Origin of the sequence: Rhizobium sp. SYY.PMSO (assembly GCF_046840415.1) — a bacterium.
In the GTDB taxonomy this organism is placed as follows: Bacteria; Pseudomonadota; Alphaproteobacteria; order Rhizobiales; family Rhizobiaceae; genus Rhizobium.
Map to the genome: position 1 here is coordinate 1,541,632 of NZ_CP177349.1, position 18,772 is coordinate 1,560,403.

Here is an 18,772-nt window from a genome sequence, read left to right on the forward strand (position 1 = left end):
CGTTTTTGGCTATTTTGTGATTCAAGATTCTGGCTGGAGTGGAGGCCAGCATCGGATGGCTCGACCTATTTCAAATGATCTTCGCAAGCGTGTTGTTGATGCGATCGAGGCCGGCGAGAGCTGCCGGTCGGTGGCGGCGCGGTTCGCTATTGCGGCCTCTTCAGCGGTGAAGTGGTCTCAGCGTTATCGTTCGAGCGGATCTGTTGGGCCGGGGAAGATGGGTGGTCATCGTAAGCGTGCTCTGGAGCCGTACCGGGCGTTTATCGTGGAACGGGTCAACCAGACGCCGCATCTGTCACTGCATGCGTTGAAGGAAGAGTTGGCCGTACGAGGGGTGAAGGTATCCCACGATACCGTATGGCAGTTCCTGCGGCGCGAGGGGTTACGGTTCAAAAAAAACACTGTTCGCCCGTGAGCAGGCGCGCGCCGACATTGCGCGGCGACGACAGCGGTGGCGGTCCTGGCAGACCGGTCTCGATCCAAGGCGATTGGTCTTCATTGATGAAACCTGGATCAAGACCAACATGGCGCCGCTTCGAGGCTGGGGGCCGAAGGGCAAACGCCTACGTAGCTTCGCCCCGCATGGTCATTGGCGCACTCTGACTTTCCTTGGCGCGCTGCGCTGCGATCGGCTCGTGGCACCTTGTGTCTTCGATGGGCCGATCAACGGCCAGTGCTTCCGAGCCTATGTCGAGCAGCTACTCTTACCGATCCTCGAACCCGGAGACATCGTCGTCATGGATAACCTCGGTTCCCACAAGTCGGTCGCCATCCGTCAGATAATCCGCAACGCTGGTGCACGGCTCTGGTATCTGCCGCCCTATTCACCCGACCTCAATCCGATCGAACAGGCCTTCGCCAAAATCAAACACTGGATGCGCCTGGCACAGAAGCGAACCGTCGATGACACCTGGCGTTACATCGGCAATCTCGTCAAAACCATCGAGCCAAGCGAATGCGGCAACTACTTCGCTAATGCTGGATACGCTTCCGTTAAAACCTGAAACGCTCTAGATGCCCGGGCCATGTCCCCATGACCAGTTGGCGGGCGCTCCGAACGCGTCATGATGCAGGATCGATCCGATCCTCGGATATTCTCCTGAATGATGCAAACGACCGGATACCTCTCTCGACCGGTCTGGTCGTCCGCCCGGCGAATTCGTTGGCTGCGCGGGAGCAGTACAAGGCTTTCCGGAAATGGTCCTTGATCGCGATATCGACCTTTGTGCCCCATAGCGGCCGCAAGCGATCCGGGACACGGAGACGCCTTATCCGAACAGACGCTATTCCGAAGGTCCCGCGGTCAACAGCCCCGGCCGGCCCTGCCTGTATTGCGGCAACCCATCCGTGATTTCGTAATAGTCGCCCTTGTCGGCGCAATAGATGTGATAGGCGAGCTTCAACTCACTTGGCTGGTCGAACAGCCCGGCCATGATCGATATCTCGTCGGCGCCATCGGCCGCCCAGAATAGCGCCGAACCGCAGGTCCTGCAGAAGCCGCGGCGCGCGAATGTGCTGGCGCGATACCATGTGACCGCCTCTTCGCCTTCGATGGAGAGCTTGTCGATCGCCACATTGGTCGCAGCGTAATAGAGGCCGGTCTGCTTGCGGCACTGCGAGCAATGGCACGCGACCACCTCACGCAATTTGCCGCTGGTCTTGAAACGCACGCTGCCGCAAAGGCAGCTCCCGCTATGTTCACCCGTCATGGCCGCTCCCGTTTTGCAAGGAGACTTCCCGAGAATGGCATTGCGGTCAATTTCAAAGAAATGAACCGCTTTTCAGCGGGATTGATCTGCCCGCCGCAAAAGCAGACGGGCCGGCAGCGAGCCGACCCGTTTCGCCGTTTTCATATCCGCACCGGCTCAGCCGTGAGCACGCATGCGTTTCTCGTCGCGGCCGCCCTTCATCCGCTCGGCGAGCAGGAAGGCAAGTTCCAGCGCCTGGTCGGCGTTGAGGCGCGGGTCGCAATGCGTGTGGTAGCGGTCCTGCAGATCCTCGGCACCGACGGCGCGAGCGCCGCCCGTGCATTCGGTCACGTCCTTGCCGGTCATCTCGATATGAATGCCGCCCGGATGCGTGCCTTCGGCGCGATGAATCTGGAAGAAGCTTTCCACTTCCGACAGGATACGCTCGAACGGACGCGTCTTGTAATTGTTGAGCGTGATCGTGTTGCCGTGCATCGGATCGCAGGACCAGACGACCTTGCGGCCTTCGCGCTCGACGGCGCGAATGAGACGAGGCAGATTGTCGGCTACCTTGTCGTGGCCGAAGCGGCAGATCAACGTCAGACGGCCGGCTTCGTTCGCCGGATTGAGGATGTCGATCAGGTTGATGAGATCGTCCGCCTGTAGCGAAGGACCGCATTTCAGGCCGATCGGGTTGTTGATGCCGCGGAAATATTCCACATGGGCGTGATCCGCCTGGCGCGTGCGGTCGCCAATCCACAGCATGTGGCCCGAGGTCGCGTACCAGTCGCCGGTCGTAGAGTCGACGCGGGTGAACGCTTCTTCATAGCCGAGCAGCAGTGCCTCGTGGCTGGTGAAGAAATCGGTCTCGCGCAGGTTCGGATTGGTCTCGGCGGTGATGCCGATCGCGCGCATGAAATCCATGGTCTCGCCGATACGATCGGCAAGCTTGCGGTAGCGCTCGCCCTGCGGGCTGTCCTTGACGAAGCCGAGCATCCACTTCTGCACGTTTTCAAGGTTGGCATAACCACCCATGGCGAAGGCGCGCAGCAGGTTCAGCGTCGCGGCAGACTGGCGGTAAGCCATCATCTGACGTTCCGGATTGGGAATGCGAGCGTCTTCGGTGAAGTCGATGCCGTTGATGATGTCGCCGCGATAGCTCGGCAGCGAGAGGCCGTTCTGCGTCTCGATGTTCGAGGAGCGCGGCTTGGCGAACTGGCCGGCAATACGGCCGACCTTAACGACCGGCAGCTGCGCGCCGAACGTCAGCACGACAGCCATCTGCAAGAAGGCGCGGAAGAAGTCGCGGATCGTGTCGGCACCGTGCTCGGCGAAGCTTTCGGCGCAATCGCCGCCCTGCAGCAGAAAACCGTTGCCTTCGGCGACGTTGGCGAGGTGCGCCTTCAGACGGCGGGCTTCACCGGCAAAAACCAGCGGCGGATAGCTTGCCAGCTGCGCTTCGGTCTCTGCGAGCGCCGCCTTGTCCGGAAAGTCCGGCACCTGCTGGATCGGTTTCTGCCGCCAACTGCTCGGTGTCCAATTCTGTGCCATTTCACTCACCTGCTTGTGCGCCCGGTCTTCGCCGGGCGTCCCGTCGTCCTAAATAACGCGCGCTTATAAACCTTTGCCACTCGCTTGCAAAGGCGTGCGAACTACTATGCGAATCTTTTGTGGCGCCGATATTGCCGGCGCCAATCGGGCGCTTTACACGCGCTCGCCGTTGCGAATGCGATAGCTCGGCGAATACATCGTCACCAATTCTTCCGCAGCCGTCGGATGCACCGCCATTGTACGGTCGAAATCGTCCTTGGTGCAGCCGGCTTTCAGCGGAATGCCGAGAAGCTGCGCCATCTCGCCGGCATCGTGGCCGAGAATATGCGCGCCGATCACCTTGCGGTCGGCGGCATTGACGATCAGCTTCATGATCGTCTTCTCGCTGCGGCCGGAAAGCGTCGCCTTCATCGGCCGGAACTGCGCGCGATAGACTTCCAGCTCCGGATAGCGCTTGGCCGCCTCTTCCTCGGTCAGGCCCACCGTGCCGATCTCCGGCTGAGAGAAGACCGCCGTCGCAATGAGCTCATGATCCGGCCGCGTCGGGTTGTCTTTGTAGACCGTTTCGATGAAGCACATGGCTTCATGGATCGCGACGGGCGTCAGCTGCACCCGGTCGGTGACGTCGCCGAGCGCATAGATGTTCGGCGCGGACGTACGCGAATATTCGTCGACGACGATCGCACCCTGCTCGTTGATCGCGACACCCGCAGCTTCCAGCCCGAGGTTTTCCGTATTTGGCGCGCGGCCCAGCGCCAGCATGACGGTATCGACAGTCAACACCTTGTCGTTCTTCGTCCGGACACTGAGACCATTCGCCACTTTCTCGACGCTCGATATGATGTCGTGGCAGAGAATGCGGATACCCTTCTCCTCCATCGCCTCATGAAGACCCTTGCGCAGGTCCTGGTCGAAGCGCGACAGGATTTCGGCACCGCGGTAGATCAGCGTCGTCTCGACGCCGAGACCGTGGAAGATATTGGCGAATTCGACGGCGATGTAGCCGCCGCCGGCAATCAGGATCGATTTCGGAAGCTCCTCCAGATGGAAAGCTTCATTCGAGGAAATGCAAAGCTCATGTCCGGGCAACGCCGGATGCAGATTCGGCCTGCCGCCGGTCGCAATGACGATGGTTTCCGCCGTGACGGTCTGGCCGGTCTTCAGCAGCCTGACCGTGTGGGCATCCACCAGCTCGGCGCGCGTATCGAAGATATCTGCCTTGGCGTTGTCGAGCCCCTTGCGATACAGGCCCTCCAGCCGGGCGATTTCCTTGTCCTTCGCCTCGATCAGCTTCTTCCAGTCGAAGCTGCTTTCGCCGACCGTCCAGCCGAAGCCGGCCGCATCCTCGAAATGCTCGCTATACTGCGAGGCATAGACGAACAGCTTCTTCGGCACGCAGCCGCGGATGACGCAGGTGCCGCCATATCGATATTCTTCCGCGATGCCGACCTTCTTGCCGAGCGATGCAGCCACGCGCGCGCTGCGCACACCACCGGAGCCGCCGCCAATCACGAAAAGGTCGAAATCAAACGAGGGCATCGATGGCTCCTATAGACATGAACTTGCGCGCGAAGCGCCATTGGGGGTCGGCCTTCATATAGGGAGCCGCGTCACAAAAAGAAAAGCCCGGAATCGATCCGGGCTTCGAATTTGCAGCTGCCTGCCGCCGATAGCGAAAACCTGAAACCAGGCGTCCGGAACGACGCGGCGGCAAGCCGTCGATTACTGCTTCGGCGCAGGCTGGGCGGCGGCGTCAGGCGTAACGACCGGCTGCTTGACGACCTTCTGCAGAGCATCGTTGCTCTGGTTTGCAAGGTCGCGCGAAATGCCCTGGCTCCAGATGTCGGCAGCCTTGTAGAGCTCGCGCGTGGCAAGAGGGCCATCCTTGAGGAGCTTCTTGCCGGCCGGCGAATTGTAGAAATCGGCGATCGCCTTGAGCTCATCCGAGGAGAAGGCCTTGGCGTAGGTGATGGCGGCTTCGCGCTCGAGGTCGGCACGGCGCGGTGCAAGTGCCAGAGCGGTGGCATCGACCGTCGAGTTGATCGCATCGCCGAAGTTCGGGTTGGCCTGGATCATCGTGCTCTTCAGCTGCTCCGCCAGGTTCGGCAGGATGTTGTCGAACTGGTTGGTGATACCGAGAGCGTTGATCGCGGCGCGCGCAGCCTTGATCTGGTCCTCGGAGACTTCCTGTGCATTCACAGAGCCGAAGGCAATGCCAGAAAGAAGAACGGTTGCAGCGGCAAGACGGCCAAGACCCGCAAATTTGATCATGAGATGAGTGCTCCTATGTATTGTTCGCCTGCAACGTACGCGCACCGGCGGGGCCGGCAATAATCGCTAATGTCGCCATATGGATAAAGAGCCCGTGTTCGACAACGCCGGGAATCGAATTGAGCTCGCTCGACAGCGCCTCTGCATCAGGAATGCGGCCGAAAGATGCATCGACGATGAAATGCCCTCCATCGGTGACGAAGGCGCTATCGCCGGAGCGGCGCAAGTTGAGCGCGCCCGAAAGGCCAAGCCGCGATGCCGCCTTCTCGATGAGGATACGGGTGGAAGCCAGACCGAACGGATTGACCTCGATCGGCAACGGGAAAGCGCCGAGGGTCTCGACGACCTTGCTCTGATCGGCGATGACGATCATGCGCGCTGACGAGGCTGCAACGATCTTCTCGCGCAGCAGCGCGCCGCCACCGCCCTTGATCAGGGTCAGCGCGCCGTCCACTTCGTCGGCGCCGTCGATGGTGAGATCGAGTTCGGGAAGCTCGTCGAGAGTCCTCAGCGGCACACCGAGCTCCTTGCACAGTTTCGCCGTTCTCTCGGACGTCGGGACACCTTGAATCGAAAGCCCCGCCGAGACCTTCACGGCAAGCAGCCGAACGAACTCCTCCGCGGTACTGCCAGTGCCGATCCCGAGCCGCATGCCGCTTTCGACATGCGCCAGGGCCGCCCTTGCAGCCTCGATTTTCATCTGGCGGGCGTCCATGCGCCACCTGCTCCCATTGTTGCGTTGGTCTGCTGTTTACACGGCTCTCCAGCCAAACGAAAGCCAAAATAACGGCACGATATAGAAATCCGGCCCCCTCTTTCTCAAGGCTTCCGGGCTCCCTTGGTTGCAATTGCCCGCGTGATCTTCTAACTCCGAAAGACGCTCTCTTTTCTATGCAAAGGCCGATTCCTCGTGAAATCTCCCCTTGTCGTCTTCGATCTCGATGGCACGCTGCTGGACACGCATGCGGACCTCATCGTCAGCCTGAACTATACGATCGCCGCCCTCAAGCTTCCGCCCGTCAGCTACGACGACGTGACGCATCTCGTCGGCAGCGGCGCGCAGGTGATGATCGAGCGGGCCTGCAAGCTGCACGGCTATACGCTGACACCGGAAGAATTACCTGCCCTGCTTCAGCGCTTCATAACCCATTATTCCGAGGCGATGCCGGGCGCCACGCAACCCTATCCGGGACTGCTGGCAGCGCTCGCCACGCTTAAGAACCAGGGCTACAAGCTGGCCGTCTGCACCAACAAGATGGAATCGCTCGCGCGCACGCTGCTCGACCGGCTGAACCTGACCCATTATTTCGAGGCCATAACCGGCGGAGACACCTTCACCGTGCGCAAGCCGAATGCCGAACACCTGATCGGCACCGTCGAACGTGCCGGCGGCGACATCGCCCGCACCGTCATGATCGGCGACAGCGTCAACGATATCCTCGTTGCCCGCAACGCCGGCGTTCCCTCCATCGCGGTCCCCTTCGGCTATTCGGACGTCGGCGTGGAAACGCTCGGACCGAGCCGCATCATCTACCACTATGCCGAATTGACTCCGGAACTGGTCGAGGGACTGCTCGCCGCTTGAGACCGCTGAAATCCCGTTGGTTCAGCGGGCTGCTTGACCGTTCCTTTCTCTCACGCTCCGATGTCACCTTCGGTAGCCGTGAGTGGCGGATCGCGGCGAAGAACTGAGCGGATTGCCGGCCGACGCCGCGCGTCGTACCATACAGCCAGATACAAGTCATGACCTCCACCAAAGGTGGAGGTTTGAAACGCTGCGCTTGAACCGCTAGAGCGTTTCCGCTTTTATCTGAATCGGAAGGGATTCCGTTTTTGGCTATTTTGTGATTCAAGATTCTGGCTGGAGTGGAGGCCAGCATCGATGGCTCGACCTATTTCAAATGATCTTCGCAAGCGTGTTGTTGATGCGATCGAGGCCGGCGAGAGCTGCCGGTCGGTGGCGGCGCGGTTCGCTATTGCGGCCTCTTCAGCGGTGAAGTGGTCTCAGCGTTATCGTTCGAGCGGATCTGTTGGGCCGGGGAAGATGGGTGGTCATCGTAAGCGTGCTCTGGAGCCGTACCGGGCGTTTATCGTGGAACGGGTCAACCAGACGCCGCATCTGTCACTGCATGCGTTGAAGGAAGAGTTGGCCGTACGAGGGGTGAAGGTATCCCACGATACCGTATGGCAGTTCCTGCGGCGCGAGGGGTTACGGTTCAAAAAAAACACTGTTCGCCCGTGAGCAGGCGCGCGCCGACATTGCGCGGCGACGACAGCGGTGGCGGTCCTGGCAGACCGGTCTCGATCCAAGGCGATTGGTCTTCATTGATGAAACCTGGATCAAGACCAACATGGCGCCGCTTCGAGGCTGGGGGCCGAAGGGCAAACGCCTACGTAGCTTCGCCCCGCATGGTCATTGGCGCACTCTGACTTTCCTTGGCGCGCTGCGCTGCGATCGGCTCGTGGCACCTTGTGTCTTCGATGGGCCGATCAACGGCCAGTGCTTCCGAGCCTATGTCGAGCAGCTACTCTTACCGATCCTCGAACCCGGAGACATCGTCGTCATGGATAACCTCGGTTCCCACAAGTCGGTCGCCATCCGTCAGATAATCCGCAACGCTGGTGCACGGCTCTGGTATCTGCCGCCCTATTCACCCGACCTCAATCCGATCGAACAGGCCTTCGCCAAAATCAAACACTGGATGCGCCTGGCACAGAAGCGAACCGTCGATGACACCTGGCGTTACATCGGCAATCTCGTCAAAACCATCGAGCCAAGCGAATGCGGCAACTACTTCGCTAATGCTGGATACGCTTCCGTTAAAACCTGAAACGCTCTAGAAGTGGTTTTGTTAGCGCTTAGTAGCTACGATTAAAGAGGTCGGCAAAGTCGGAAGCTTTGTCGGCCTTTTCTTGGTTCCGGATATATTGTCTGACGACCTGCTCGTTATAGCCCGTCGTCGACACGAAATACCCACGTGCCCAAAAGTGATACCCTTTGTAGCGGCGCTTACGCGCGTACTTGTTGGCAATGTAAAGAGCCGTCTTGCCCTTCAAAAATCCAACTATATGCGCGACCGAGTATTTCGGCGGGATCGATATCAACATGTGGACATGATCGGGCATCAAATGACCCTCTTCGATCTGGCAGCCCTTTTGCTGAGCCAGACGACGTAAGAGTTCACCCAACTCTCGACGCACATCCCCGTAGAGTCTTTTCGTTCGGTATTTGCTGCCAAAAACAACGTGATATTTGCAGTCCCACGTCGCATGCGAGAGCGATTGCTCGTCCATATAACCTCCTTGTTTGAAGTCTGGGCCACACCAGAGGTTCAAGCAGGAGGTCTCTCAACTACCGTGTAAAACTCGTCCAGTCCTCCACCGTAGGTGGAGGTTTATTCTTGATATAAAAAAGGGCGGCCGAAGGGCCGCCCTTTCGCATTTTCCTGATCGACCGAACTCAGATCTGAGCCGTGCGTGCCTTGGAGGTCGCATCGAGCGCCTTCAGCGTGGCCGCGTCGCGATCGTAAACGTCGTTGAAATACTGGATGACGCCGTCCTTGTTCGGCCAAGCGGTGAAGTACGCGATATAGATCGGGAACTTCTGCGGCACCGAGACACCCTTGTTCTGGCCGGTCGCGATCTGCTTGGCAACGTCGTCGACCGTCGTGTCGAGCACGGCGGCAGCCATCGCGCGCGGATCGGCAAGGCGGACGCAGCCGTGGCTGAGCGCGCGCATGTCCTTCTTGAAGAAGCTCTTCTGCGGCGTGTCGTGCATGTAGATCGCATGCGAATTCGGGAAGAGGATCTTCAGCTCGCCCAATGCGTTGTCGCTGCTCGGCGGCTGGCGAACCGAGATGCTCTTGGTCGAACCGTACCAGTCGACGCTGGACGATGCCACGGCATGGCCGCCGACTTCGACCTGATAGCCCATGCGGTCGAGATAGTTCGGATCGGCACGCAGCTTCGGCAGCATCTCGTTGATGATGATCGACTGCGGAACGCCCCAGAAGGGGTTGAATTCGACCGTCTGCACCTGGTTTTCGAAGAAGAAGGTCTGGTGCTGCTTGCTGCCGACGACGACACGCATCGACAGCTGTTCCTGGTTGTTGTTGTAGTAGTAAACCATGAACGCGGGCTGATTGATGAAGACATAGCGCGGGCCGAGTTCGGCCGGCAGCCAGCGCAGCTGCTCCATCGCGATGATCAGCTTCTGGATCTTCACGTCATTGTTCTCGCCCACCATGGCGCGAACCGAGGAGGGGCCGATGACGCCATCGGCCGTCAGACCCTTTTCCCGCTGGAAGTCCTCGACCAGGGAGACGAGCTCAGGCGTATAATCCGGCGTCCCCAGATAAGCGTCGAAAAGATCGGCATGAGCCGTCTTCAGCGCCTCGGAGCCGCGATGCTGGATCGCCTTGATGATATTGGCCATCTCCGGCGAGCTGCCGCCCGGCTTGAGAATGCCGGTCAGGGAAATGGAGATGTGGTTGCCGTCCGATCCCGATTCGGCGCGCAGCTTCGCGAGTTCCGCCTTCAGCTGCATGAACTGCTGGTTGGACGGGTTGCGGCTGTTGAGATAGGCGGCAACATCCGGGCTCGCCCGCAATACGTCGAGCATCGCCGTCAGGTTGACGTCCTTGCGCTTGAAATCGTGGTAGCCCGAGATCTTGTTGGGGTCGAGGCGGCCGCGGATCGTATCCTGGACGAACATCAGCACCTTGCCGGACAGCGCCAGCTCGAACTGCATCAGCGCGCGGTCACGCATCACCGGATCGGCGTCCGCAGCATCGGCGCTCGGCGGCGTCACCGCATAATCGGCGGGGTCGAGACCGACGGAGCCGGCGTCTGCGAGGACGCTCATGGCAGCCTTGGCCTTTTCGCTGACGGCATGGTCGGCGACCCAGAGAAGCGGTTTGCCCTGATCGGCGTAATAAGCCTCGATGGCCTTGGCGATGTCATTGGTCGCCATGACACGCGCATCCGCCAGATAGCGGCGCTGGGAAGATTCCGTATCGACCGCGACCGGTGCCGGCGAGGCGTCGGCCACGGCGCCGGTCACAACCGGATCGGCGAAATGCGCCGTCGACACCAGACGCATCTGGTCGGCCTTGTAGGTATAGTATTTCGGAGCGCTGACGGTCGGCAGCGGCTGCTTGGCCTGCGGCGGCTGATCGGGGTTCAGCATCGCCTGCCCAGGGTTGACGGGAACCGGAGCCGAAACCTGCGTGCTCTGCTGACGCCCCTGACCGCCGCGAATAAAGTCCATGAGGGTCATGGCATTTGCGGAGGTTGCGCCGATGGAGGAAAGGCAACAGGAAAGAGCCAGGACGGATGCTGTGGCTTTAATGGCAAGTTTCATTCTCTAATCAGTCCCTGTATCGTGCGGTAACTTCGAGCTCGACGGTGCTGTTTTCAACTCGGCCGCGATGTCTTAGACATCGTATACCCACTATGATGAAAACGGCGAGACCCCGCCTTTCGTTCAATGCCTCAACTTCATGTGACGAAGCAGTGGCGTCTTCCGCGGTTCAGTCCACACAAAATTATGAAATTATTGGTTAATCTTTTATTGAAATTTCCAAGGCTTTTTAAGCGAGGCCGAATGCGCCTCCGCGAATATATGGGGAGCGTGTCAAAAAGGGCACGCCGCGCCCGGGTGCCGGAAACATGATTATTATAATCATGAAATAGCGCTTAGATGTTTTCATGAGCCCCGTTCGGGCCTATATGGCTGCTATCTGTCTCAATGGAAAGCAGGACCAGGAACATGACGTCCACCCGCACCGAAACCGATACCTTTGGCCCGATCGAGGTTGCCAGCGACCGCTATTGGGGCGCGCAGGCGCAGCGCTCGCTCGGCAACTTCAAGATCGGTTGGGAAAAGCAGCCGCTATCGGTCGTCCGCGCCCTCGGCATTGTCAAGCAGGCGGCCGCGCGGGCCAATATGGATCTCGGCCAGCTCGATCCGGCGCTCGGAAAAGCCATCGAGGCGGCTGCGCAGGAGGTCATCGACGGCAAGCTCAACGATCACTTCCCGCTGGTTGTCTGGCAGACCGGCTCCGGCACGCAGTCCAACATGAATGCCAACGAAGTGATCTCGAACCGCGCGATCGAAATGCTCGGCGGCGTCATGGGCTCGAAGAAGCCGGTGCATCCGAACGATCATGTCAACATGAGCCAATCGTCCAACGACACCTATCCCACGGCGATGCACATCGCCTGCGCCGAGCAGATCGTCCATCATCTGCTGCCTGCCCTGCGGCACCTGCACGCGGCGCTGGAAAAGAAGGTCGCCGACTTCGCCCATATCATCAAGATCGGCCGCACCCATACGCAGGATGCAACGCCGCTGACGCTTGGCCAGGAATTTTCCGGCTATGCCGCGCAGGTCGCCTCATCGATCAAGCGTATCGAGTTGACCCTGCCGGGCCTCTGCGAACTTGCCCAGGGCGGCACGGCCGTCGGAACCGGCCTCAATGCGCCCATCGGCTTTGCCGAAAAAGTCGCGGATGAGATCGCCAGAATCACCGGCCTGCCCTTCGTCACCGCTCCGAACAAGTTCGAGGCGCTTGCCGCGCACGATTCGATGGTCTTCAGCCACGGCGCCATCAATGCGGCAGCCGCGGCACTCTTCAAGATCGCCAACGACATCCGCCTGCTCGGCTCCGGTCCGCGCTCCGGCCTCGGCGAACTGGCACTGCCGGAAAACGAGCCGGGCTCGTCGATCATGCCGGGCAAGGTCAACCCGACCCAGTGCGAGGCGCTGACGCAGGTCTGCATTCACATCTTCGGCAATAACGCCGCCCTCACTTTTGCCGACAGCCAGGGTCATTTCGAGCTCAACGTCTACAATCCGATGATGGCCTACAATTTCCTGCAGTCGGTACAGCTGCTCGGCGATGCCGCCGTGTCCTTCACCGACAATTGCGTCGTCGGCATCGAGGCCCGCGAGGACAATATCAAGGCCGGGCTGGAGCGATCGCTGATGCTGGTGACGGCGCTCGCGCCGAAGATCGGCTACGACAATGCCGCCAAGATCGCCAAGACGGCGCACAAGAACGGTACGACGCTGAAGGAAGAGGCGCTGGCGAGCGGCCTGGTATCTTCGGAAGACTATGACGCCATCGTCCGGCCGGAAACGATGATCGGCCCGAAATAAGATCGAGAAAAGGGCAGACGATCGACAGCCATCCGAACGCCTGCCCCATTCCCCGCCCAACGCTCGCCGGGACCTGCCTTTCCGCCTACGGTAAATCGCCGCTCCTGCGGGATCGATCCTTGCCAGTATTCTTTATGCCTCTGCTTCGAGGTGACAGCTCTTCCTTCACTGTTCTTGAAAGCGGCCGATTTCAGCGCCGATTGTCTACGCCTCGTTGACAATGATGCTTTTGACGTTCCGTGCTGATTTTCAGCCGATTGCTTTTGCCTCAAGCCGGATTTAGATCGTTTCCAAACATCCTCCTCCGCCATCCGGCTTGAAAGGTTTCCCACATGGCTGACGATCTATTTCCCCTCGGCGACGACACGACCCCCTATCGCAAGATTTCAGGCGATTATGTTTCCGTCGACACGTTCAAGGGCCAGGAAATCCTGACCGTCGATCCCGAAGGCATCCGCCTGCTTGCCGAAACAGCCTTTGCCGACATCAATCACCTGCTGCGCCCCGGCCACCTGAAACAGCTCGCTTCGATCCTCGAGGACCCCGAAGCCACCGACAACGACCGCTTCGTGGCCTACGATCTGCTGAAGAACGCCAATATCGCCGCCGGCGGCGTGCTTCCCATGTGCCAGGACACCGGCACCGCCATCATCATGGGCAAGAAGGGCCGCCGCGTCTGGACCGAAGGCGGCGACAGCGGTGCGCTGGCCAAGGGCGTGCTCGACGCCTACGAAAAGAAGAACCTGCGCTACTCGCAGCTCGCGCCGATCAAGATGTTCGAGGAAAAGAACACCAGGAACAATCTCCCCGCCCAGATCGATATCTACGAGGAAGGCACCGACGCCTACGAATTCCTCTTCGTCGCCAAGGGCGGCGGCTCGGCCAACAAGACTTTCCTTTATCAGGGAACGCCCTCGCTCCTCACGCACGATCGCATGCTGGACTTCCTGAAAGAGAAGATCCTGACGCTCGGTACGGCAGCCTGTCCTCCCTATCATCTCGCCATCGTCATCGGCGGCACGTCGGCGGAGATGAACCTCAAGACGGTCAAGCTCGCCTCGACGCGGTATCTGGACTGTCTTCCCACGGAAGGCTCCGAAAGCGGGCATGCCTTCCGGGATATCGAAATGGAAAAGGAAATCCACAAGCTGACGCAGAGCCTCGGCGTCGGCGCCCAGTTCGGCGGCAAGTATTTCTGTCATGACGTGCGCGTCATTCGCCTGCCCCGCCACGGCGCCTCGCTGCCGATCGGTCTCGGCGTCTCCTGTTCCGCCGACCGCCAGGCCAAGGGCAAGATCACCCGCGACGGCATCTTCATCGAGCAGCTCGAGACCGATCCGTCCAAATACATGCCCGAAATCGACGAAGCGAAGCTTTCCGAATCGATGGTCCGCATTGACCTCAACCGGCCGATGGCGGATATCCTCGCCGAGCTGTCGCAGCATCCGGTCAAGACGCGGCTGTCGCTGACCGGCACCATCATCGTCGCGCGCGATCTGGCGCATGCCAAGATCCGTGAACGTCTGGAGAAGGGCGAAGGCATGCCGGAATACCTGAAAAACCATCCGGTCTATTATGCCGGTCCGGCAAAGACGCCGGCCGGATATGCCTCGGGCTCATTCGGCCCGACGACGGCCGGCCGCATGGACAGCTATGTCGACCAGTTCCAGTCCTTCGGCGGCTCCATGGTCATGCTTGCCAAGGGCAACCGCTCGCGCGCCGTGCGCGAAGCCTGCAAGACATATGGCGGCTTCTATCTCGGCTCGATCGGCGGTCCGGCGGCCCGCCTTGCGCAGGACTGCATCAGGAAGGTCGAGGTGCTGGAATATCCCGAGCTCGGCATGGAGGCCGTCTGGAAAATCGAGGTCGAGGACTTCCCGGCCTTCATCGTCATCGACGACAAGGGCAACGACTTCTTCCAGGAGCTCAATCTGGGGTAAAGTCAACGCCTGGTATCTGACGATCAAAAAGAGGACGCCGACGGCGTCCTTTTCTGTAAAACGCACTTCAACTGTAGTTATTTCGAATAAAAACCGAATGACAGAGGATTTCTCATAACCATCTTCTTAATATTTTTTCAAAGAATCTCTGCATAAGTAGAAATGGGAATTAACCAATACATGTACGGAGCTCACCGATGAGTACGGCGATTGCGCCCAAGGCGCAAATTCCCGACGTGGCAGGGCAGATTACCTACGCCATGCGATCCATGGGGGTCGCACCCATTCCGCGCAATTACGAACTTTTTTACGAAGCCTATATCGGCTCGAATCCCGCCCTCACCCGCGAATTGGCCGCCCTTGGCAAAAGCGCCACGCAGGAGGAACTGGACGCCATCGGGGCCAAGTATTTTCCTCATCATGCCGGCCGCATCTTCGATGACGCGCACACCCGCCTGACCACCGAACTGGACGCCGTACTGCGCGCGCTACGCCAGGAGCAGACGACGCTCCTGACTTACAATCGCCTGCTCGGCGAGACCTGCCAAAGCATAAGCTCCAGAAACCATAACAGCGCCGAACTGCTGCGCAGCGCCATCGATATGCTCGCCACCGCGACCGGCGATACCATGGCCCACGGAGAAAAGACCGTCGAGAACGTCGTTCAGCGCAGCCAGGAAATGGAGCTGGTCCGAAAGGAGCTGGATGAATACAAGCGCATCGCCAATACGGATGCCCTTACCCGGCTTTCCAATCGCCGCGCTTTCGAGGATCGCCTGATCGCCATCTTCGACAATCAGCTGACCCGGCCGACGACGGCGCTGGTGCTTGCCGACATCGACCACTTCAAGAGAATCAACGACACGTACGGCCATCCGGTCGGCGACAAGATCCTTGCGACCGTCGCCTCCATCATCCGCGCCAACGTACGGCGCGATGTCTTCGTGGCCCGTGTCGGCGGCGAGGAGTTCGCCCTCATTCTGGAAGCCACCAGCATCGAAGAAGTCACCGTGGTCTGCGAACGGATACGCCGCACGCTGGAGATGACGCCGTTCAAAAATTCCCGCACGAGGGTCGACTACGGTCCGATCACCTTGTCGCTGGGCATCTGCATGGCTTCGGAAGCCACCGATTCGGGAGAGCTGTACAATAAGGCCGATCTTGCGCTCTATTGCGCCAAGAATGCCGGCCGCAACTGCTCCAGCGTCTATCAGGAAGGCATGCAGAAGGACTTCACCAAAAGTTGGCTCATCTACAAGAACTAGAAGCAAAGCCAACCAACCGCCGGCGCTGCTTTCCCAGGCATGCCGGCGGCTTGTCCTCCGGAGCATCCCGGCTACCCGCACCGGCCATTCGCTATCACATGCTTCCCGACTGAAATCGCCCTTCGCCGCCTCGATCGCGACGGCACGGAACGGATGCCCGCCGTCGATCCCGGGACTATGACGAGCGACGCAGCGAGGCCCGATAGAACGGCAACACCGTCCCCTCACCGTTTTCGAGCGGATTTTCCGCCGTCGCCACCTCCGACAGAAAAGCGTCGATTGCCTCGAACACCGGCGCGGCGCTGACGATGCGCCGATGCCCGAAGCCGTTGGCCCAGACGAGGCGAACATGCGGCCCCTCGGCAGCGTAGGCGCGTGCGTGATCGGCACCCACCTCCTTGTCGTCCGCGGCATGGATGACAAGCACCGGCCGCTTCGGATCGAGCACACCGCGCTTCTGATCGTAGGCGGCGAGCGTCCTGCCCGTCACGCGACGAACCTCGTCCTCCAGAGCCGCCTGTGTCGCTGGCCCGAGGCCCATCGACCGGCCGAAATCCCGGAACAGCCAGCCCATGGCGCTCGGAGCGCCGATCAGCACCAGCTTACCCGGATGAAATGGATCGATGTCAGGCAGAAAGCCCGCACTCGCCAGCGCCAGGGACGCCCCGCCGAAGGAATGCCCGATCGCGGCATCGAAAGCGCCAAATCGGGCCGAGGCGGCGGCGATGGTGGAAACGGCCAAGCGAACATTCAAGAACCGCCCGCCCGAGCGTCCGTGCCCCGGAAGGTCGAGCGAAATCACTTCGGCGCCATCTCTCGCCAGGAAAGTCGCCAGTTCGGACATATATTCGCTGCTGGAGCCCCAGCCATGCACGACGAGATAGCGTCTCCTCGCTCCCTTCGCTCCGCCGTTGAAGCGGTAGGCCATTGCGCGGCCGCCCTTGAACGGCAGCACCACCTGTTCCGCCACAAGAAGACGCTCCCTGCCCTCCATATGGGCCGCCTTGGCCTTGGAGCCATGCGGCCGGCGCGAGGGCGTCAGACAGAAAAGACGGAACGCTGCCTTGCCGGCAAGGCGTGGGGACAGCCTTCCGAGGCCGGACAATCCCGACCGGGTGACCTTGAGCGCAAAGGGTGGCATAGTGGGAATCCGATAATGTTCAACTATGAACAATAAAGTACAACGATGAACAAAAATCAATCCCTGCCCTGGGACCATCCGCGTTTTCGAAGCTGGATCGCCGTGGCGCGCGCCTGCCAGCTGATGCAGCAATCGCTGGCGCGGGCATTGGCGCATCTCGATCTCAAGCCGCCGCATCTCGACATTCTGGTCAACCTGTTTCGCTTCGAGGGAATTTCCCAGCAGGAACTGGCCCGCAAACTGCTGGTCGGCCGATCCAACATGAGCATGCTGCTTCCGCAGATGGAAAAGCGCGGACTGATCGAGCGCCGCGGCGACAGGCAGGACAAGCGCGTGCTGCGTCTCTATCTGACCGAAGAGGGCCGGCGCATCACGCAAGACGCCATGACCATCCAGACCGCCCTCATCGACCGGATGCTATCGGACGCGCCGATCGAGGAATGTGAGGCGATTGCGGTGCACATGGAGCGCATCGTCGGCCTGCTGATGCAGGAAGAACGGGAACCGCAGGAAGCCACCGGCGATCAGTGATCCCCGGCGGAGCGCGCAGACGGAACGACTCGGTTCAAGGACGCGAACTCCCAGATGGCGACGACGACGAGGACGGCAGTGGCGAGAATGCCGAGCTGATAGACCACGACCATCGGCAGGGTAAGGAGCAGCAGCGCCAGCCCGGCAAGCCCGATCATATGCGACAGCGGCGGCCGGCCGGTGGTTACTCCCTTGAACCACAGGTTTCCAAGCAGGAAGACCGCCGGGCCGCCGAGAATCGCGGCAGCAGCATGCATGTCGGCCGCATCGTGGGTATGCGCGAACAGGAATTCATCGCCGACGACACTCAGGATGATGCCGGCAAGAATCGGGATATGCGCGTAGGTGAACGCCTGCCGCGCCAGACTGCCCGGCGCGTCGTCGTGCTCGATGCGATGGGCCGCCCTTTCATGGCCGAACTGAAAATAGATCCACCACAAGGCGACCGTGCCGATGAACGCGGTGATGAAAACCGCCACGATCAAAGGCGTCACCGGCTGTTCGGCAAAGGTCTTGCCGGCTTGAAGCACGGCCTCGCCGAGGCAGATGATGATGAAGAGCGCACAACGCTCCGCCAGATGCGCGCCCGATACGTCCCAGTCCGCCGTCGTCGACTTGCCGAGACCGGGCACCCGGAAGCCGAGCGCGGGCGCCGCATATTCGATGACGAGCGCGATCAGCCAAAGCATGACCCGCGCTTCGCTCTCCATCAGCGCGCCCGCGATCCAGAAGATGCCGGACAAGACGAGCCAGCTGGTGATGCGAAGGAAATTGCGGTGATTGGCCGGGCTGGCATGCTTCAGGGCATAGACCGTAAAGAGCGAACGCCCGACCTGCATGAAGACATAGGCGCCGGCAAAATAGATCGCTTTCTCGCCAAAAGCCTCGGGGATCGAGGCGGAAAGGATAAGTCCCGCAAACATCAGCGTGAACAGCATGATACGCACCGGCATGCGATCCGGATCGAGCCAGTTCGTGACCCATGCGGTGAAAACCCACACCCACCACACCGCAAAGATCAGCATGATGGATTCGAGCGCTCCCAACGGCGTGAAATGCTCCGCCAGCGCATGCGCAAGCTGCGAAATCGAGAAAACAAACACCAGATCGAAAAACAGCTCGACGAAAGAGACCTTGCTCTCGTTCTTGCCGCCCTTGGCGCGAAGCCAGTTTTCCCTACCCCCAAGGATCATGCCGACGCCCTTCTTTTCGTTGCTGGAGAC

At 60.2% G+C, this 18,772-nt stretch carries 16 protein-coding genes; 7 read left to right on the plus strand and 9 right to left on the minus strand.

Features of this window, described 5'->3' with window-relative positions; all coding sequences use genetic code 11:
• Positions 1-55: 55 nt before the first annotated feature.
• Positions 56-1,004 (plus strand): IS630 family transposase gene (locus tag ACJJVH_RS07465; protein WP_412064054.1). Its coding sequence is split into 2 segments (ribosomal slippage): positions 56-391 and positions 393-1,004, totalling 948 coding nucleotides; the frame shifts between segments, so codons are not numbered across the junction.
• 279 nt (positions 1,005-1,283) lie between these two features.
• Here ACJJVH_RS07465 and ACJJVH_RS07470 read toward each other — a convergent pair.
• From ACJJVH_RS07470 to rpiA, 5 genes are all read right to left on the minus strand, one after another.
• Positions 1,284-1,709, minus strand: coding sequence for a GFA family protein (locus tag ACJJVH_RS07470; RefSeq protein WP_113356776.1), 426 nt, complete (start codon positions 1,707-1,709; stop codon positions 1,284-1,286).
• Between the two features lie 156 nt (positions 1,710-1,865).
• Complete coding sequence (locus tag ACJJVH_RS07475) at positions 1,866-3,239, minus strand: class II 3-deoxy-7-phosphoheptulonate synthase (protein WP_112797637.1); 1,374 nt, start codon at positions 3,237-3,239, stop codon at positions 1,866-1,868.
• 153 nt (positions 3,240-3,392) lie between these two features.
• Positions 3,393-4,778, minus strand: a complete 1,386-nt coding sequence (gene gor, locus ACJJVH_RS07480; RefSeq protein ID WP_113404717.1) for a glutathione-disulfide reductase — start codon at positions 4,776-4,778, stop codon at positions 3,393-3,395.
• Positions 4,779-4,961: 183 nt separating this feature from the next.
• Positions 4,962-5,510 (minus strand): DUF2059 domain-containing protein, encoded by a 549-nt coding sequence (locus ACJJVH_RS07485; RefSeq protein WP_112797641.1) that lies wholly within the window; start codon positions 5,508-5,510, stop codon positions 4,962-4,964.
• Between the two features lie 13 nt (positions 5,511-5,523).
• Positions 5,524-6,225 (minus strand): ribose-5-phosphate isomerase RpiA, encoded by a 702-nt coding sequence (rpiA, locus tag ACJJVH_RS07490; protein WP_412065011.1) that lies wholly within the window; start codon positions 6,223-6,225, stop codon positions 5,524-5,526.
• Between the two features lie 195 nt (positions 6,226-6,420).
• Between rpiA and ACJJVH_RS07495 the strand changes: the two genes are divergently transcribed.
• Both ACJJVH_RS07495 and ACJJVH_RS07500 read left to right on the plus strand, forming a co-directional pair.
• Positions 6,421-7,095: an HAD family hydrolase gene (locus ACJJVH_RS07495; protein WP_412065012.1), complete on the plus strand. Its 675-nt coding sequence runs from the start codon at positions 6,421-6,423 to the stop codon at positions 7,093-7,095.
• 297 nt (positions 7,096-7,392) lie between these two features.
• A protein-coding gene (locus tag ACJJVH_RS07500) for an IS630 family transposase (protein ID WP_412064054.1) occupies positions 7,393-8,341 on the plus strand; the annotation gives its coding sequence in 2 pieces (ribosomal slippage) (positions 7,393-7,728 and positions 7,730-8,341; 948 coding nt in all).
• Positions 8,342-8,369: 28 nt separating this feature from the next.
• On the opposite strand, the gene tnpA is transcribed toward ACJJVH_RS07500, so the two are convergent.
• Together tnpA and ACJJVH_RS07510 are read right to left on the minus strand one after the other, a co-directional pair.
• The gene (tnpA, locus tag ACJJVH_RS07505; protein ID WP_113356627.1) at positions 8,370-8,804 is read right to left on the minus strand and encodes an IS200/IS605 family transposase; all 435 of its coding nucleotides are present in this window, start codon (positions 8,802-8,804) and stop codon (positions 8,370-8,372) included.
• Between the two features lie 166 nt (positions 8,805-8,970).
• Positions 8,971-10,872 (minus strand): L,D-transpeptidase family protein, encoded by a 1,902-nt coding sequence (locus ACJJVH_RS07510; RefSeq protein WP_412065013.1) that lies wholly within the window; start codon positions 10,870-10,872, stop codon positions 8,971-8,973.
• Between the two features lie 408 nt (positions 10,873-11,280).
• Between ACJJVH_RS07510 and fumC the strand changes: the two genes are divergently transcribed.
• From fumC to ACJJVH_RS07525, 3 genes are all read left to right on the plus strand, one after another.
• On the plus strand, positions 11,281-12,672 hold the full coding sequence (fumC, locus tag ACJJVH_RS07515) for a class II fumarate hydratase (RefSeq protein ID WP_112797649.1): 1,392 nt from the start codon (positions 11,281-11,283) through the stop codon (positions 12,670-12,672).
• 332 nt (positions 12,673-13,004) lie between these two features.
• Positions 13,005-14,612: a fumarate hydratase gene (locus ACJJVH_RS07520; protein ID WP_112797651.1), complete on the plus strand. Its 1,608-nt coding sequence runs from the start codon at positions 13,005-13,007 to the stop codon at positions 14,610-14,612.
• Between the two features lie 197 nt (positions 14,613-14,809).
• Entirely contained in the window at positions 14,810-15,877 is a 1,068-nt protein-coding gene (locus ACJJVH_RS07525; RefSeq protein WP_112797653.1) for a GGDEF domain-containing protein, read from the plus strand.
• Positions 15,878-16,052: 175 nt separating this feature from the next.
• Here ACJJVH_RS07525 and ACJJVH_RS07530 read toward each other — a convergent pair whose 3' ends face one another.
• On the minus strand, positions 16,053-17,018 hold the full coding sequence (locus ACJJVH_RS07530) for an alpha/beta hydrolase (protein ID WP_412065014.1): 966 nt from the start codon (positions 17,016-17,018) through the stop codon (positions 16,053-16,055).
• 45 nt (positions 17,019-17,063) lie between these two features.
• On the opposite strand from ACJJVH_RS07530, the gene ACJJVH_RS07535 reads away from it, so the two are divergent.
• Positions 17,064-17,549: a MarR family transcriptional regulator gene (locus ACJJVH_RS07535; protein ID WP_112797656.1), complete on the plus strand. Its 486-nt coding sequence runs from the start codon at positions 17,064-17,066 to the stop codon at positions 17,547-17,549.
• Here the strand turns inward: ACJJVH_RS07535 and ACJJVH_RS07540 are convergent.
• Positions 17,543-18,742 carry a low temperature requirement protein A gene (locus ACJJVH_RS07540; protein WP_113385596.1) on the minus strand — a complete coding sequence of 400 codons (1,200 nt, stop codon included), beginning with the start codon at positions 18,740-18,742 and terminating at the stop codon, positions 17,543-17,545. The two genes, ACJJVH_RS07535 and ACJJVH_RS07540, sit on opposite strands and share 7 nt — an antisense overlap.
• Positions 18,743-18,772 lie beyond the last annotated feature (30 nt).

What these genes read in the sequence shown, in the direction of transcription:
- ACJJVH_RS07470 (WP_113356776.1), bottom strand. Translation starts at nt 1,709, where the DNA reads ATGACGGGTGAACATAGCGGGAGCTGCCTTTGCGGCAGCGTGCGTTTC.
- ACJJVH_RS07475 (WP_112797637.1), bottom strand. Translation starts at nt 3,239, where the DNA reads ATGGCACAGAATTGGACACCGAGCAGTTGGCGGCAGAAACCGATCCAG.
- gor (WP_113404717.1), bottom strand. Translation starts at nt 4,778, where the DNA reads ATGCCCTCGTTTGATTTCGACCTTTTCGTGATTGGCGGCGGCTCCGGT.
- ACJJVH_RS07485 (WP_112797641.1), bottom strand. Translation starts at nt 5,510, where the DNA reads ATGATCAAATTTGCGGGTCTTGGCCGTCTTGCCGCTGCAACCGTTCTT.
- rpiA (WP_412065011.1), bottom strand. Translation starts at nt 6,225, where the DNA reads ATGGACGCCCGCCAGATGAAAATCGAGGCTGCAAGGGCGGCCCTGGCG.
- tnpA (WP_113356627.1), bottom strand. Translation starts at nt 8,804, where the DNA reads ATGGACGAGCAATCGCTCTCGCATGCGACGTGGGACTGCAAATATCAC.
- ACJJVH_RS07510 (WP_412065013.1), bottom strand. Translation starts at nt 10,872, where the DNA reads ATGAAACTTGCCATTAAAGCCACAGCATCCGTCCTGGCTCTTTCCTGT.
- fumC (WP_112797649.1), top strand. Translation starts at nt 11,281, where the DNA reads ATGACGTCCACCCGCACCGAAACCGATACCTTTGGCCCGATCGAGGTT.
- ACJJVH_RS07520 (WP_112797651.1), top strand. Translation starts at nt 13,005, where the DNA reads ATGGCTGACGATCTATTTCCCCTCGGCGACGACACGACCCCCTATCGC.
- ACJJVH_RS07525 (WP_112797653.1), top strand. Translation starts at nt 14,810, where the DNA reads ATGAGTACGGCGATTGCGCCCAAGGCGCAAATTCCCGACGTGGCAGGG.
- ACJJVH_RS07530 (WP_412065014.1), bottom strand. Translation starts at nt 17,018, where the DNA reads ATGCCACCCTTTGCGCTCAAGGTCACCCGGTCGGGATTGTCCGGCCTC.
- ACJJVH_RS07535 (WP_112797656.1), top strand. Translation starts at nt 17,064, where the DNA reads ATGAACAAAAATCAATCCCTGCCCTGGGACCATCCGCGTTTTCGAAGC.
- ACJJVH_RS07540 (WP_113385596.1), bottom strand. Translation starts at nt 18,742, where the DNA reads ATGATCCTTGGGGGTAGGGAAAACTGGCTTCGCGCCAAGGGCGGCAAG.